The 14,838-nt window shown below is 54.4% G+C and carries 14 protein-coding genes and 2 other RNA genes; 9 read left to right on the top strand and 7 right to left on the bottom strand.

The genetic code is table 11. The features are described 5' to 3' along the window. The 3 genes from NR201_RS15890 (at nucleotide 1) to NR201_RS15880 (ending at nucleotide 1,120) form a co-directional block, all read left to right on the top strand. A non-coding RNA gene (locus NR201_RS15890) (RtT sRNA) lies at nucleotides 1-125 on the top strand. Nucleotides 126-167: 42 nt separating this feature from the next. Then, a non-coding RNA gene (locus tag NR201_RS15885) (RtT sRNA) lies at nucleotides 168-303 on the top strand. A 475-nt stretch (nucleotides 304-778) separates the two neighbouring features. Then, a complete protein-coding gene (locus NR201_RS15880) occupies nucleotides 779-1,120 on the top strand; it encodes a FlxA-like family protein (RefSeq protein WP_157352943.1) in 342 nt (113 codons plus the stop codon). On the opposite strand, the gene NR201_RS15875 is transcribed toward NR201_RS15880, so the two are convergent. Then, entirely contained in the window at nucleotides 1,117-2,037 is a 921-nt protein-coding gene (locus NR201_RS15875) for a LysR family transcriptional regulator (protein WP_010259882.1), read from the bottom strand. The two genes, NR201_RS15880 and NR201_RS15875, sit on opposite strands and share 4 nt — an antisense overlap. A 95-nt stretch (nucleotides 2,038-2,132) precedes the next feature. Between NR201_RS15875 and NR201_RS15870 the strand changes: the two genes are divergently transcribed. Beyond that, a complete protein-coding gene (locus NR201_RS15870) occupies nucleotides 2,133-3,146 on the top strand; it encodes a bile acid:sodium symporter family protein (RefSeq protein ID WP_010671370.1) in 1,014 nt (337 codons plus the stop codon). A 27-nt stretch (nucleotides 3,147-3,173) separates the two neighbouring features. Here NR201_RS15870 and NR201_RS15865 read toward each other — a convergent pair whose 3' ends face one another. The 3 genes from NR201_RS15865 to zipA all read right to left on the bottom strand — a co-directional run bounded on the left by NR201_RS15865 (nucleotide 3,174) and on the right by zipA (nucleotide 6,487). After that, on the bottom strand, nucleotides 3,174-3,392 hold the full coding sequence (locus NR201_RS15865; protein WP_003848878.1) for a DUF3820 family protein: 219 nt from the start codon (nucleotides 3,390-3,392) through the stop codon (nucleotides 3,174-3,176). Further along, nucleotides 3,385-5,412, bottom strand: coding sequence for an NAD-dependent DNA ligase LigA (gene ligA / locus NR201_RS15860; RefSeq protein WP_022624163.1), 2,028 nt, complete (start codon nucleotides 5,410-5,412; stop codon nucleotides 3,385-3,387). Before ligA ends, NR201_RS15865 begins: the two co-directional genes overlap by 8 nt. 76 nt (nucleotides 5,413-5,488) lie before the next feature. Further along, nucleotides 5,489-6,487, bottom strand: coding sequence for a cell division protein ZipA (gene zipA / locus NR201_RS15855; protein WP_022624162.1), 999 nt, complete (start codon nucleotides 6,485-6,487; stop codon nucleotides 5,489-5,491). Nucleotides 6,488-6,705: 218 nt separating this feature from the next. Between zipA and cysZ the strand changes: the two genes are divergently transcribed. From cysZ to crr, 5 genes are all read left to right on the top strand, one after another. Then, a complete protein-coding gene (gene cysZ / locus NR201_RS15850; RefSeq protein WP_256849955.1) occupies nucleotides 6,706-7,473 on the top strand; it encodes a sulfate transporter CysZ in 768 nt (255 codons plus the stop codon). Between the two features lie 141 nt (nucleotides 7,474-7,614). Continuing rightward, nucleotides 7,615-8,583: a cysteine synthase A gene (gene cysK, locus NR201_RS15845; protein ID WP_010671366.1), complete on the top strand. Its 969-nt coding sequence runs from the start codon at nucleotides 7,615-7,617 to the stop codon at nucleotides 8,581-8,583. A gap of 387 nt (nucleotides 8,584-8,970) precedes the next feature. Then, nucleotides 8,971-9,228, top strand: coding sequence for a phosphocarrier protein Hpr (gene ptsH / locus NR201_RS15840; RefSeq protein WP_003848868.1), 258 nt, complete (start codon nucleotides 8,971-8,973; stop codon nucleotides 9,226-9,228). Between the two features lie 161 nt (nucleotides 9,229-9,389). Then, the gene (gene ptsI, locus NR201_RS15835) at nucleotides 9,390-11,117 is read left to right on the top strand and encodes a phosphoenolpyruvate-protein phosphotransferase PtsI (protein WP_010259908.1); all 1,728 of its coding nucleotides are present in this window, start codon (nucleotides 9,390-9,392) and stop codon (nucleotides 11,115-11,117) included. Between the two features lie 42 nt (nucleotides 11,118-11,159). After that, a complete protein-coding gene (crr, locus tag NR201_RS15830) occupies nucleotides 11,160-11,660 on the top strand; it encodes a PTS glucose transporter subunit IIA (RefSeq protein WP_010259911.1) in 501 nt (166 codons plus the stop codon). Nucleotides 11,661-11,721: 61 nt separating this feature from the next. On the opposite strand, the gene NR201_RS15825 is transcribed toward crr, so the two are convergent. From NR201_RS15825 to cysM, 3 genes are all read right to left on the bottom strand, one after another. Continuing rightward, nucleotides 11,722-13,062, bottom strand: coding sequence for an ATP-binding protein (locus tag NR201_RS15825; protein ID WP_256849954.1), 1,341 nt, complete (start codon nucleotides 13,060-13,062; stop codon nucleotides 11,722-11,724). Further along, nucleotides 13,059-13,739, bottom strand: coding sequence for a response regulator transcription factor (locus NR201_RS15820; RefSeq protein WP_010671364.1), 681 nt, complete (start codon nucleotides 13,737-13,739; stop codon nucleotides 13,059-13,061). Before NR201_RS15820 ends, NR201_RS15825 begins: the two co-directional genes overlap by 4 nt. A 168-nt stretch (nucleotides 13,740-13,907) precedes the next feature. Continuing rightward, nucleotides 13,908-14,792, bottom strand: a complete 885-nt coding sequence (gene cysM / locus NR201_RS15815) for a cysteine synthase CysM (RefSeq protein WP_033772372.1) — start codon at nucleotides 14,790-14,792, stop codon at nucleotides 13,908-13,910. Between the last annotated feature and the right edge of the window lie 46 nt (nucleotides 14,793-14,838).

The raw sequence follows: 14,838 nt of genomic DNA, 5'->3' as shown, positions 1-14,838 counted from the left end.
ACCGTGCAGGATGAGAACCTGCTGCAGGTTCGACTGAATCGCCGGGAGCGATTCAGGCTGATGCGACAGCATCACCCGCAGGGCGAGGCCCACGACGGGCCGAGGCTATCCTGCACGACCCACCAATTCAGAATAAAGCGCCTTAAGGCGCTTTATTCGTTTCCGGGGCACGGACTTTACCGTGCAGGATGAGAACCTGCTGCAGGTTCGACTGAATCGCCGGGAGCGATTCAGGCTGATGCGACAGCATCACCCTCAGGGCGAGGCCCACGACGGGCCGAGGCTATCCTGCACGACCCACCAATTCAGAATAAAGCGCCTTTAAGGCGCTTTTTTCGTTTCTGCTATTGAGAGATTTCCTGCGCTTCAGAGTGGAACTGCTTTTTCCAGCTATTTCTGACTTTAAACAAAGTGCTGGCTCAGGGAGCACAGGCCTTTCGCAAAGACGCAAAATCGCCATCCATGGCAGGCTCAGCGCGGGCGATTACGCACCTCATCCCTGAGGTGCGCCCGCAGACGGGCCAACGCTTTGCGTTGTTCAAAAACGCTCCCGGCGTTTTTGTCCCTGTCCCGCGATGCTTTGCTACAGGCCTGTGCTCCCCTCGCTTTAAGCTTATCTGCTGTCTTTAAGCCCTTTTTGGTGCCTGTTTTTTTTCTGCTGCACTGACATTGGCTTAACAGATAAGCTCTCACCTTTTCGCAACCTTAACAATTTCAGCTCTCAAGTCGTTTCACAGCGTGCCGATAACGTATCTGACAACTTACAGGGAGAAAAATGATGTCTTCAATTTCCGGAATTCTAAGCAGTGCAGTCAGTGGCGGTGACAGCGGTAGCGGCAGTGTTGCCTCTCAGGTCGCGGCGCTGAATAAACAGATTCAGAACGTCTTAACGCAAGTCAAAGAGCTGGCCGACAACAAAGAACTGACTGACGAACAGAAGTCTGAAATGCAGCAGATGTATCAGTCACAAATCACCATGCTGCAGGCACAGATTGCTCAGCTGGAACAGAAGCAGGCCGAGCAGGATCAGCCAAAGAGTGACAGCTCGTCCGTCAGTGAGAGCAAAGCAGACGGGATTAACCGCCCTACCGACACCAACAAAATTGACGTCTACATCTAAAATGCGGGCCTGGCCTCGCGTTGTTGCGCCAGCAGCGTCGCCTGCTGGCGCACCTCCTGCCAGATCGCTTCGGCAGCAGGCGTCAGCGAACGGTTTTTACGCTTGATCAGCGTAAGGCTACGATTGATTTCCGGATATAGACGCCGCACGGTTAATGCGCGATCTGCCGGTAACGGTAACGCCAGCGCGGGCAGAATACTGATGCCGATCCCCACCTGTACCATCGGAAACAGCGTAGCGGGATGACCAATCTCCTGAACGACTTCAGCCCTGATATTCTGCTGCTGCATCGCCGCATCAATGAGGACCCGACTGCCGGAAGCGTAGTCCTGAAGCACCATGGTGCGGCCATCCAGCATTGACCATTCTGCCCTTTCCACCTGCGCCAGCGGATCATCATCACGGCATAGCAGCAGGAAAGGCTCATCCAGAATCGCGATGCTGTCAAAATCGCTGTCGCTGAGTGGCCCAATCACAATCCCGAAATCGACTTCGGCGTTACGCACACTTTGCAGCACCCACTGCTGGGCGCGATCGTGCAGTATCACTTTGATGTCAGGAAAGTGTTGCTGGCTGGCGGCCAGACATTGCGGCATCAGATGAGCGGAAATGGTCTGGCTGGCTGCCACCCTGACGGTACCACTGCGCTGTTCGCCAAAACTGCGGATATCCAGCAGCGTGGTATGAATCTCCTCCAGCAGGCGCTCCATGCGTGACGCCAGCTGTTTTCCCGCTTCAGTCAGCATCACCTCCCGGGTGGTTCGATCCAGCAACCGCACGCCGGTTTCCGCTTCCAGCTCTTTAATACTGTGGCTGACCGCCGACTGACTCAGACCTATCGCCTGCCCCGCCTGGCTGAATCCGCCATAGTGAGCCACCGCAATAAAGGTTCGTAGCTGACGCAGGGTGTAATTCATCGATTCCGCTCATAGATTAATTCAATAAATCAATTTTATTTCTAAACAGGTTTCACGCACAATCGCGCTATTGAAAAATTTACCGGAATTTAACAATGGGATTTTTAAAACTCGATCCGATGATGGTTAAACTCATCATCACTGTGCTACTGGCCTCTTTCCTGCCAGCCAGAGGGATCTACGTTGATATATTCAGCTATCTCGCGACAGCAGCGATAGCACTGCTGTTCTTTATGCATGGTGCCAAGCTGTCGCGTGAAAAGATCATCTCAGGCAGCAGTCACTGGCGGTTGCATCTGTGGATTATGTTCAGCACCTTTGTGCTGTTTCCGGTGCTGGGTCTGTTGCTGGTCTGGTGGCATCCGGTTAATGTCGGCCCGGAAATTTATACCGGCTTTATCTACCTCTGTATCCTGCCTGCGACCGTGCAATCCGCTATCGCGTTTACCTCCATGGCGGGCGGTAACGTTGCGGCAGCGGTATGCAGCGCCTCTGCATCAAGCCTGCTGGGTGTGTTTATTTCGCCGTTGCTGGTGAACCTGGTGATGGATATTCACAGCAGCGCGCCCAGCGATGGACTGGAGCAGATCGGGAAGATTATGCTGCAACTGATGGTGCCTTTCGTGCTGGGACACCTCTCACGGCGCTGGATCGGGGGCTGGGTTGAAAAGCACCGCAGCCTGATTGGCAAAACCGACCAGACCTCCATTCTGCTGGTGGTCTACTCCGCCTTCAGTGAAGCGGTGGTTAACGGCATCTGGCATCGCGTTGGGTTGATTACGCTGCTGTGGATTGTGGCAGGCTCAATCATCCTGCTGACCGCCGTGCTGATTATCAACCTGCTGGCCTCGCGTCTGTTCCGCTTTAAACGCGCCGATGAGATTGTGGTGCTGTTTTGTGGTTCGAAGAAGAGTCTGGCGAATGGCGTGCCGATGGCGAATATCCTGTTCCCGGCCAGTACCGTGGGGATTATTGTGCTGCCGCTGATGATTTTCCATCAGGTACAGCTGATGGTCTGCTCATTTATTGCCGGACGTTATAAGAAGACCAATGAGAAGCAGCAGCAGGCTGTGCAGGTCAAGGATTCGGTAATGGAGTCTCAGAAATAGATCGGCTGCCCGCCAGTGTGGGCAGCGTTACTTGCGGGTCTGAAGCGGTTTAACTAACCCTTCCAGACCCTCAATTTTTATTGTCAGGGTGAGTTGCATGAGATCACCCAGCAGACCAGACGGAAAGTCCCCACTGCGGGCAAACCACAGCAGATAAGGCTCAGGCAGATCGATCAGCATCCGCCCCTTATATTTGCCAAACGGCATAGGCGTATTGGCTATCGCCACCAGCTGATGTTCATCCATCTGAGGCTCCCAGCAGGCGGATCATTTCCGCTTCATCAATCACTTCAATGCCAAGCTCCGCTGCTTTCGCCAGCTTTGAACCAGCCGCTTCACCGGCAATCAGCAAATCAGTTTTCTTTGAGACACTGCCGCTGACTTTTGCGCCCAGCGCGATCAGCTGCGCTTTGGCATCATCGCGGTTCATCTGCGACAGTGAGCCAGTCAGCACCACCGTTTTACCCGCGAACGGACTGTCGATCTCTTCGGCTCTCACCACCACCACCTGCGGCCAGTGAATACCGATATCCTCGACCAGCTGGCGGATAACCTCACGGTTGCTTTCCTCTTCCATGAAGTTGCGCACGTGTGCCGCAACGACTTTGCCGACATCCGGCACTGCAATCAGCGCCTCAAGATCGGCATCCATGACCTTCTGCAACTCACCAAAATGGTTAGCCAGATTGGCAGCGGTGGCTTCACCCACTTCACGAATGCCCAGTGCATAGAGGAAACGCGCCAGCGTAGTCGATTTCGCTTTCTCCAGCGCGTCGACAACGTTTTGCGCCGATTTCGGCCCCATGCGATCCAGTCCGGTCAGTTTGCCCGCCGTGAGACGGAACAGATCCGCTGGCGTGTTGACGTACTCTTTCTCCACCAGCTGGTCGATAATCTTATCGCCCATGCCATCAACATCCAGTGCCCGGCGCGAGACAAAATGCTTCAGCGCCTCTTTGCGCTGAGCACCGCAGATTAAACCGCCCGTGCAGCGCGTGACCGATTCCCCTTCGACCCGTTCAACCTCGGAACCACAAACCGGACAGTGTGCCGGGAACAGGACTTCACGCGTCTGTTCAGGGCGCTCGGCGAGCACCACGTTGACCACCTGCGGGATCACATCACCGGCGCGGCGAATAACGACCCGATCCCCGATGCGTAATCCCAGCCGCTCGATTTCATCCGCGTTATGCAGCGTGGCATTGCTGACGATCACGCCCGCGACCTGCACCGGCTCAAGGCGAGCTACCGGTGTGATAGCCCCGGTGCGGCCAACCTGAAATTCGACGTCCCGCACCCAGGTCAGTTGTTCCTGTGCCGGGAATTTAAAGGCAATCGCCCAGCGCGGCGCGCGCGCCACAAAGCCCAGTTTTTCCTGCAGTTCCTGTGAATCGACTTTGATCACCACGCCATCAATATCAAAACCCAGATTCGGACGCTGTTGCTCAATATCACGATAGAAGGCCAGGGCTTCTTCTGCGTTGTGCACCAGCTTAATGCGGTCGCTGACCGGCAGGCCCCAGGCTTTAAACTGTTGCAGACGCCCCATGTGACTGTGCGGCATCTCACCGCCTTCCAGCAGGCCAAAACCGTAGCAGAAGAAGGTCAGCGGACGTTTGGCGGTAATGCGCGGATCCAGCTGACGCAGAGAACCGGCTGCTGCATTGCGCGGATTAGCAAAGACTTTGCCATCAGTCCGGCGTGCTTCCTCATTCAGCTTTTCAAAGCCGCGCTGCGTCATAAATATTTCGCCACGCACTTCCAGCCGTGCCGGAATGTTGTCGCCTTTAAGCCGCAGCGGGATAGCGCGAATGGTGCGGACATTGGCGGTAATGTTCTCGCCGGTTGTGCCGTCACCGCGCGTTGCGGCCTGGACCAGCAGACCATTTTCATACATCAGGCTGACCGCAGCGCCATCGAGCTTGAGTTCACAGCAGTAGGTTATGTCGTCACTGCTTTTCAGGCGATCCTGCACCCGCTTGTTGAAAGCCATAAACGTGGCTTCATCAAAGGCGTTATCCAGCGACAGCATCGGGACTTCATGGCGCACCTGCTCGAAGACCGTCAGCGGCGCGGCACCGACGCGTTGTGTCGGCGAGTCTGGCGTAATGAGATCCGGGTGCTCCTCCTCCAGCTGACGCAGTTCACGCATCAGACGATCGTATTCAGCATCCGGCACTTCCGGCGCATCCATAACGTGATAGAGATATTCATGATGGCGCAACGTGGTGCGCAGTTCGGTGATGTGATCCTGGACGGATTTCATAAAGCCCCATCAGATAAAAAACCCCCGACAGGCGGGGGTTTGTTTTTAACAATTCAGATAGCGTTTAGCGCAGGTCTCAGACGCCAACCACATCGCGGATACGCGCTTTGTAAGTTTCCAGCTTCTGTGGCGTCATCATGCGACGCTCATCATCCAGCACCACGCCACCTACATCATCAGCGATACGCTGAGCCGACTGCAGCATCAGCTTGAAGTTCTGATTCGCATCGCCATAAGAAGGCACCATCATAAAGATAGAGATGCCAGGCGTGCTGAAATCGGTCATCAGGTCAGGATTGAATGAGCCCGGCTTAACCATATTGGCCAGACTGAACAATACAGGGCCGCTGCCAGCCGGACTGAGATGACGATGGAAAATGTTCATTTCACCAAACTGGAAGCCCGCCTGGAGAATACCCTGCAGTAGGGCCTCACCGTTCAGTTCACCGCCCGAGTGTGCGGCAACATGCAGCACCAGTACCGCTTCTTTCGGTTTTTCCGCTGGCGCTTTAGCAGCAGGCTGTGCTGGCGCGGGCGCCGGTGTCACTTCAGGCTGCGGCTCAGGTTCTGCCTGGTACTGCGGTGCTGGCTGTACAGATTCCAGCGGGTCGAGATCCAGCAGTGGGTCGGCCTGAACGGGCGGCGCGACAAAAGTGGGTGCGGGCTGCTGACGAACCGGTTCAGGGCGCGACTGCGGAGCAGGCTGCGGTGCGGTGTTAAAAAGCGGGTCGCTTTCAGGTTCGGGTTGCGGTGCGGGTCGTGGCGCAGGCTGACGCACAGGCTCAGCGGGCGCAGGCTTACGCGGCGCTTCTGGCTGTGGCTCGCGAATCTCATCGAAACGCGGTTCCTGATGTACGTTGCGATCAGAACGAACGCGAACCTCGCCGACGCCATCATCCTCGTCGTCAATCAGGTCCTGCTCATCATTTTCATCACGTTGTTTTAGACGTTTGTGCGGGCGATCGCGGAACACTGACGAACGCTCTTTACGGCTGGTCCACAGCCCGTGAAGAAGGAGCGCTATAATGGCGATCGCGCCAACAACGATTAATATCAGACGCAAATCCTGCATCATTGTATTCTCTGTTGTTCCAATACCTTGCCACCGCGGCAAACTTTATCCTCTAACTGTATTTGCCCTGCTACACAAGTGCAAGTCTGTGCACTATTTTCTGACAAATAAGATAGGCAACCCACGCTTTTTCGCTGTTTTTTTACCCAAACGGCACCTGGCCTGGAGAAAAAGCCAGGTTATAGTGGGCGCGCCTTAACATCTTCAGGAGAACTGGCTTTATGGCCCTTGAGAATTCCGTCTCAAATTTTAACGGCATGCACTACTTTAGCCAGGGCTGGAAACTGGTACGTCTGCCTGGCATTCGCCGCTTTGTGGTGATGCCGTTGCTGATCAATATCGTGATGCTGGGTGGCGCTTTCATCTGGCTTTTCTATCGTCTCGGTGACTGGATCCCGCGTCTGATGGCCCATATTCCGGACTGGCTGCAGTGGCTGAGCTATCTGTTATGGCCGCTGTCGGTGATTGCGATTGTGCTGGTGTTCAGCTACTTCTTTTCGACCCTGGCAAACTTGATTGCCGCTCCGTTTTGCGGCCTGCTGGCCGAGCAACTGGAAGGCCGCCTGACAGGCAAGCCCCTGCCGGACAGCGGCTGGGCTGGAATGATTAAGGATGTGCCGCGCATTATGAAGCGCGAGCTGCAAAAACTGGGTTATTACCTGCCCCGCGCGCTGGGACTGCTGCTGCTCTACTTTATTCCTGGCTTTGGCCAGACCGTTGCGCCGGTGCTGTGGTTCCTGTTCAGCGCCTGGATGTTGTCCATCCAGTATTGCGACTATCCGTTCGATAACCACAAAGTGCCGTTTCAGCAGATGCGCAACGCCCTGCGTCAACACAAAACGGCCAATATGCAGTTTGGCGCGCTAATCAGTCTGTTCACCATGATCCCGGTTCTGAACCTGGTGATCATGCCGGTTGCCGTCTGCGGTGCCACCGCCATGTGGGTCGATCGCTACCGGCCAACGCTGGCACGTCATGAGTTGCGTTAAATTCATCAGTGCGCCTTATGCTCTTTTTAGCAGGGCTTATTGCCGGGCGACATATAGATATACGATTTCTTTCCTTCCGCCACCAGGCAGAAAAGGTATGCTCATAGGGTTCCCAATAATTCATACAGTTAAGGACAGGCTATGAGTAAGATCTATGAAGACAACTCTTTGACAATTGGTCATACGCCATTGGTTCGACTGAACCGCATCGGTAACGGCCGCATCCTTGCGAAAGTTGAATCCCGTAACCCGAGCTTCAGCGTAAAATGCCGTATCGGTGCCAATATGATTTGGGACGCAGAAAAACGCGGTATTCTGAAACCGGGTGTTGAACTGGTTGAACCGACCAGCGGCAACACCGGTATTGCTCTGGCCTATGTCGCCGCAGCGCGCGGTTATAAATTAACGCTGACGATGCCAGAAACCATGTCAGTGGAGCGCCGTAAGTTGCTGAAGGCGCTGGGCGCGACGCTGATATTGACCGAAGGCACCAAAGGCATGAAAGGTGCCATCAGTAAAGCTGAAGAGGTTGTTGCCAGCAATCCGGATAAATATGTGCTGCTGCAGCAGTTCAGCAACCCGGCCAACCCGGAAATCCATGAAAAGACCACCGGCCCGGAAATCTGGGAAGACACGGACGGCGAAGTGGATGTCTTTATTGCCGGTGTCGGCACTGGCGGTACGCTGACCGGCGTCAGCCGCTACATCAAAAACACCAAAGGCAAAAAAGATCTGATTACCGTCGCGGTTGAGCCGACCGATTCCCCGGTGATTGCTCAGGCGCTGGCGGGCGATGAGATCAAGCCCGGCCCACACAAAATTCAGGGTATCGGCGCAGGCTTTATCCCGGGCAACCTTGAGCTGAATCTGGTGGACCGCGTCGTGGCCATCACCAATGAAGAGGCGATCAGTACGGCGCGTCGGCTGATGGAAGAGGAAGGTATTCTGGCCGGTATCTCATCCGGTGCTGCCGTTGCCGCGGCGCTGAAGCTGCAGGAAGATGAAGCCTTCGCCAACAAAAATATTGTGGTGATCCTCCCCTCCTCCGGTGAACGCTATCTGAGTACCGCTTTGTTTGCCGATCTCTTCACTGAAAAAGAGCTTCAGTAGCAGAGGCCGATAGTCCGAAAATGGAGAAAAAAGCACCCAATCGGGTGCTTTTTTGTGGTGCAGATCTCACTTTCATCACCCGGCAGATTGATTTCAGTGACGCCGCTCTGGTATTTAGACTGCCAATTATTTCGATGCCTGAAATTAATCCGCGTTTGAAGTGGATCAAGCTGAATCGATTTACGGATTCAGTGAAACGGCGAATCACGGCATAATTAACCGGTGACGTGTAGAATCGGTTTTGAGACGCAACGGACTGTAGATTTGACGCATGCGCGTCTTTGGTCAGCATGAAGCTATACCCGCGCACCTACACAGGCTAAAGTAAAGGCTCCAGGCTAGACTTTAGATCCATAACACTCATCCTGATAACGTTGGGGAAATAGAATGTTCCAGCAAGAAGTTACCATTACTGCACCAAACGGTCTGCACACTCGCCCAGCTGCGCAATTCGTTAAAGAAGCCAAAGCTTTCCAGTCAGAAATTACCGTGACCTCTAACGGTAAATCAGCGAGCGCGAAGAGCCTGTTCAAGCTGCAGACACTGGGTTTAACCCAGGGAACGGTTGTGACCCTTTCCGCGGAAGGTGAAGACGAGCAGAAAGCAGTTGAGCATCTGGTCAAACTGATGGCTGAACTGGAGTAATCTCCGCTCAGCTCTCCAGCAAATCGACTCCTCTGCGCCATTGAGTGCAAACATCTTGATCGCGGACAACCTGTCCGCGTTATTGCTTTCGTAGAGTACGTGTCCCGCGACAATGGCACCGCACAGAGTCCCATCAGCCATCGTGATTAAAAGGTAGCGTTATGATTTCAGGCATTTTAGCATCACCAGGTATCGCTTTCGGCAAAGCACTGCTGCTGAAAGAAGACGAGATCGTCATCAACCGCAAGAAAATTTCTGATGACCAGGTTGAGCAGGAAGTTCAGCGCTTCCTCGATGGCCGCAGCAAAGCGGCATTACAACTGGAAGCGATTCGCGTCAAAGCGGGTGAAACCCTCGGTGAAGAGAAAGCAGCAATCTTCGAAGGCCACATTATGTTGCTGGAAGATGAAGAGCTGGAGCAGGAAATCATCGACCTGATCAAAAAAGATCACGCTTCTGCCGATGCTGCTGCTTACTCGGTTATCGATGGCCAGGCGAAAGCACTGGAGGAGTTAGATGACGAATATCTGAAAGAGCGTGCGGCTGACGTACGTGACATCGGTAAGCGTCTGCTGCAAAACATCCTCGGTCTGCATATCGTTGACCTGAGCGCTATTCCGGACGAATCCATTCTGGTGGCAAAAGATTTAACGCCGTCAGAAACCGCACAGCTGAACCTGAAGAAGGTGCTGGGCTTTATCACCGATCTGGGTGGCCGTACCTCACATACCTCAATCATGGCGCGCTCGCTGGAGATCCCAGCCATTGTCGGTACCGGCAATGTGACCGTCACGGTGAAAAATGGCGATTTCCTGATTCTGGATGGCGTTAACAATGCGATTCACGTCAATCCTTCAGAAGCGATTCAGGAAGAGCTGAAAGCCGTACAGAACCAGTATCTGTCGGAAAAACATGAATTAGCTAAGCTGAAAGATCTGCCAGCCGTTACGCTGGATGGTCATCAGGTTGAAGTCTGCGCCAACATCGGTACTGTGCGCGATATCGCCGGTGCTGAACGTAACGGCGCTGAAGGCGTGGGTCTCTACCGCACCGAATTCCTGTTTATGGATCGTGACTCACTGCCAAGCGAAGAAGAGCAGTTCCAGGCGTACAAAGCCGTCGCTGAAGCCATGGGTTCACAGGCCGTTATCGTGCGTACCATGGACATCGGCGGCGACAAAGATCTGCCTTACATGAACCTGCCAAAAGAAGAGAACCCGTTCCTCGGCTGGCGCGCTATCCGTATCGCCATGGACCGCAAAGAGATTCTGCATGCGCAGCTGCGTGCCATTCTGCGCGCCTCCTCTTTCGGTAAACTGCGCATCATGTTCCCGATGATTATTTCAGTTGAAGAAGTACGCAGCCTGAAAGCGGAGCTGGAACTGCTGAAAGCGCAGTTGCGTGAAGAAGGTAAAGCCTTTGATGAGAGCATCGAAGTCGGCATCATGGTGGAAACCCCGGCTTCAGCCGTGATTGCTCATCATCTGGCGAAGGAAGTCGACTTCTTCAGTATTGGGACAAACGATCTGACGCAGTATACTCTGGCGGTCGATCGTGGTAATGATTTGATCTCGCACCTGTACAACCCAATGGCGCCGTCTGTGCTTAACTTAATCAAGCAAGTCATTGATGCATCTCACGCTGAAGGTAAATGGACCGGCATGTGTGGTGAGCTGGCAGGTGATGAACGTGCTACACTACTGTTACTGGGAATGGGGCTGGACGAGTTCAGCATGAGTGCCATTTCTATCCCTGGCATCAAGAAAATCATTCGTAATACTAATTTTGAAGATGCGAAGGCATTGGCGGAGCAGGCACTGGCTCAACCGACAGCGGAAGATTTAATGAACCTGGTAAACAAGTTCATTAAGGAAAAAACGCTCTGCTAATCCGCATGATGCTGGCCCCAAATTACTGCTTAGGAGAAGATCATGGGTTTGTTTTCTAAACTTTTTGGCGAAAAAACGGATAGCGCTGGGACAATTGACATTGTAGCGCCTCTGTCAGGCGAAATCGTGAACATTGAAGACGTACCAGATGTGGTGTTTGCAGAAAAAATCGTGGGCGACGGTATTGCGATCAAGCCCAGCGGCAACAAAATGGTTGCTCCTGTTGATGGCACTATCGGTAAGATTTTTGAAACCAATCACGCTTTTTCGATCGAATCAGACAATGGCATTGAGCTGTTCGTCCACTTCGGTATCGATACGGTAGAACTGAAAGGTGAAGGCTTCAAACGCATCGCTGAAGAAGGCCAGAAGGTCAAAAAAGGCGACGTGGTTATCGAGTTTGACCTGCCGTTGCTGGAAGAGAAAGCGAAATCAACCCTGACACCGGTTGTCATCTCCAACATGGATGAAATCAAGGAATTGATTAAGCTGACTGGCCAGGTCACCGTCGGCGAAACGCCGGTGATTCGCATCAGAAAGTAAGCATTCGTTCATAACATAACGGCACCCGCGGGTGCCGTTATCGTTTCTGCTGTATGCCTGTTCAGGGCTGCCAGTGCGGCAGACGCAGCGTCAGTTCCAGTCCGCCTTCTGGCCGGTTTCTTGCCTCGACCTCACCATGATGCGCCAGCACCACCTTGCGCACGATAGCCAGTCCCAGACCATAACCTTTGCCCATCAGCGGCGAATTCACCCGCACAAACGGGTCAAAGATGCTGGAGAGCTTATCCTCATCGACACCCGGCCCCTGATCGCGCACCTGAATCACCAGCCACTGCTGTTCTGCGCGCAGATTAACATCAATCCGCTGCCCTGGCTGAGAGAAGCGCAGCGCATTGCGTAATACATTCTCTGCTCCGCGCCGTATCAGCTCTGCATTGCCTCGCACGGTGTAATCAGCGCGATCGTCGACCTGCAACTCTACCTGCACGCCTGGGATCTGCGCTTCATAACGGACATCGGTAATAACCGCCTGCAGCAAGCCGGTCAGATCAAAATATTGCTCATCCGGGATGCTTTCATGCTCAGCCCGCGACAGTGTCAGCAGTTCACCGATCATCTTGTCCAGCCGACGCGCCTCTTCATCAATGCGATCAAGCGAACTGTTCACACTTTCTGGCGTCTGTCTGGCCAGCCCGGTCGCCAGCTGCAGTCGGGCCAGCGGTGAACGGAGCTCATGTGAGATATCATGCAACAGTTCTTCACGGGCGCGCACCAGGGTATCGAGCCGCTCGACCATGGCGTCAAAGGCTTCAGCGACGTTTGAGATCTCGTCGTGCCGCTTACGCATGATCGGAAACAGCCGCACGCTTAAATCGCCCTCAGCCACGCGGGAAAATCCTTCCCGCAGCTGACGCATAGGTCGCGTCAGATTCCAGGCCAGCAGCAGACTGAACAGCAATCCCACCGAGCCGGCGAAGACAAACATCGGCTCAGGAATATTCAGAAATTTTCGCGGCATCATGTTCAGCGTGCTGTCTTTACGCATGCCATCCAGGTCGTAGCGCAGCAGATAGGCTTTGCCATCTGCACCGCGAACCCAGCGCACCACCTCTTCAGGAAAGCGCCCTCTGATATCCAGGTTGCCACTGTTTTCTGATTGTGACGGTTTTGTCTGTTGGGTGACGTGGAAGAACTGCCGGTCGCTGTTATCCCAGTCCGAGAGCATCGCATTCAGCGCATCAGGCCCGCCCCGCTCCAGCACTGACGCGGCGGAGGTCATCTGCAGATCCACAATACGGCGGATAGCCACGAGTTCAGGCGGTTCATGCCGTTTACCGGAGAGCGTAAAGCCGAGCCAGATAAGCTGGCTCATGATGACAAAAACGATCCAGAAGCCGATAAAGATCTTCCAGAACATGCGTCCACGGTAACTCTGCTTCATCGAATACGATAACCGATGCTGCGAACGGTTTCGATGTTGATGCTGTCAGCGGTTAATGCACTGAGCTTCTGACGAATGTTACTGATATGCACATCGACGCTGCGGTCATAGGCTTCACGCGGACGACCGAGTCCCTTTTCGGAGAGCTCATCTTTTGACACCACTCTGTCCGGTGCACGCAGCAGCAGATCCAGCAGATTAAATTCCGACGCCGTCAGATCAAAGGTTTTACCCTGCCATTCGCTGATGCGGGTGGCGGGATTAAGCATCAGCTCTCCCCAGCGCAGCGGCTCTCTGGCGTCTGGCTGCGGCGCCTGCTCTTCGAAACGGCGTAATACGGCGCGCAGACGCGCCACCAGTTCACGGGGATAGCAGGGCTTGGGCATATAGTCATCCGCGCCCATCTCCAGACCGATCACGCGATCAATATTATCGCCTTTGGCGGTCAGCATAATCACCGGTATCCGGCTGTTCTGGCGCACCTGACGCAACACATCAATGCCGCTCATGTCAGGCAGCATAATGTCCAGGATCATGGCGGTGAACTCTCCCGATAACGCGCCCTGCACGCCAGCGCTGCCGGTCAGAACCAGCTGGGCATCAAACCCTTCCCCGATCAGGTACTGACTTAACATCGTGCCTAATTCAACATCATCATCAACAAGCAAAATTTTCATGGTTATCTCTCTGGAGAATTGCCGCTATTTTGTCCTGTGCTGAACATTCGCGCAGCCTGATTTACGCGATCCTTACAGATTCAGTCTGTCTGGCACCGAAAATTGTGGTTAAAAAAAGGCCTGTGGGCAGTAAATGCACGCACAGGCCTGATTCCGCATCGGCAGAGGTTACTGATGGTAGAGTCCGGTAGAGAGATAACGGTCACCACGATCGCAGGCGATCGCCACCACCACGCTGCCAGGATTGGCCTGCGCGATGCGCAGCGCACCCGCCACCGCGCCGCCTGAACTGACGCCACAGAAAATGCCTTCACGGCGTGCCAGCGCGCGCATCGTCTCTTCCGCTTCCTTTTGCGTCATATCCATCACATCATCCACCAGATCGGGACGATAGATCCCCGGCAGATAGGCCAGCGGCCAGCGACGAATACCCGGAATACTGCTGCCTTCGCTGGGCTGCAAACCGATCACCTGCACGCCCGTGTTGAGCTCTTTCAGATATCGTCCTACGCCGGTAATGGTGCCGGTGGTGCCCATGCTGGAGACAAAATGGGTCATGCGCTGGTTCGACTGTTGCCACAATTCCGGGCCGGTGGTCTGATAGTGACCCAGCGGATTATCGGGATTATTAAACTGGTCCAGCACCCGGCCTTCACCGCGCGCCGCCATCGCCTGCGCCAGATCGCGTGCGCCCTCCATGCCCTGTTCACGTGGCACCAGGATTAACTCTGCGCCATAGGCGCGCATCGCGTCCTGCCGCTCCTGACTCATGTTGTCGGGCATCAGCAGGCGAAGTCGGTAGCCTTTCATCGCCGCGATCATCGCCAGCGCAATCCCGGTGTTGCCGCTGGTAGCTTCAATCAGCTGATCGCCGGGTGAAATATCACCACGCAGCTCCGCCTGATTGATCATCGACCAGGCCGCGCGATCTTTTACCGAACCTGCCGGATTATTGCCTTCCAGCTTGAGCCAGACCTCGCTGCCGTTGGCGGGCGTCAGGCGCTGCAACTTAATCAGCGGGGTATTGCCGATGGTATTTTCGAGAGTCGTCACGGTGCGGTTCCTGGCATCTTACAAACCAGATGCGAAAAAAAGGCGG

The organism is Pantoea sp. Fr-CA_6, from assembly GCF_024520895.1.
Taxonomy (GTDB): domain Bacteria; phylum Pseudomonadota; class Gammaproteobacteria; order Enterobacterales; family Enterobacteriaceae; genus Pantoea; species Pantoea agglomerans.
The sequence above is the reverse complement of the archived record's forward strand: the minus strand, read 5'-3'. Positions and strand labels throughout refer to the sequence as shown.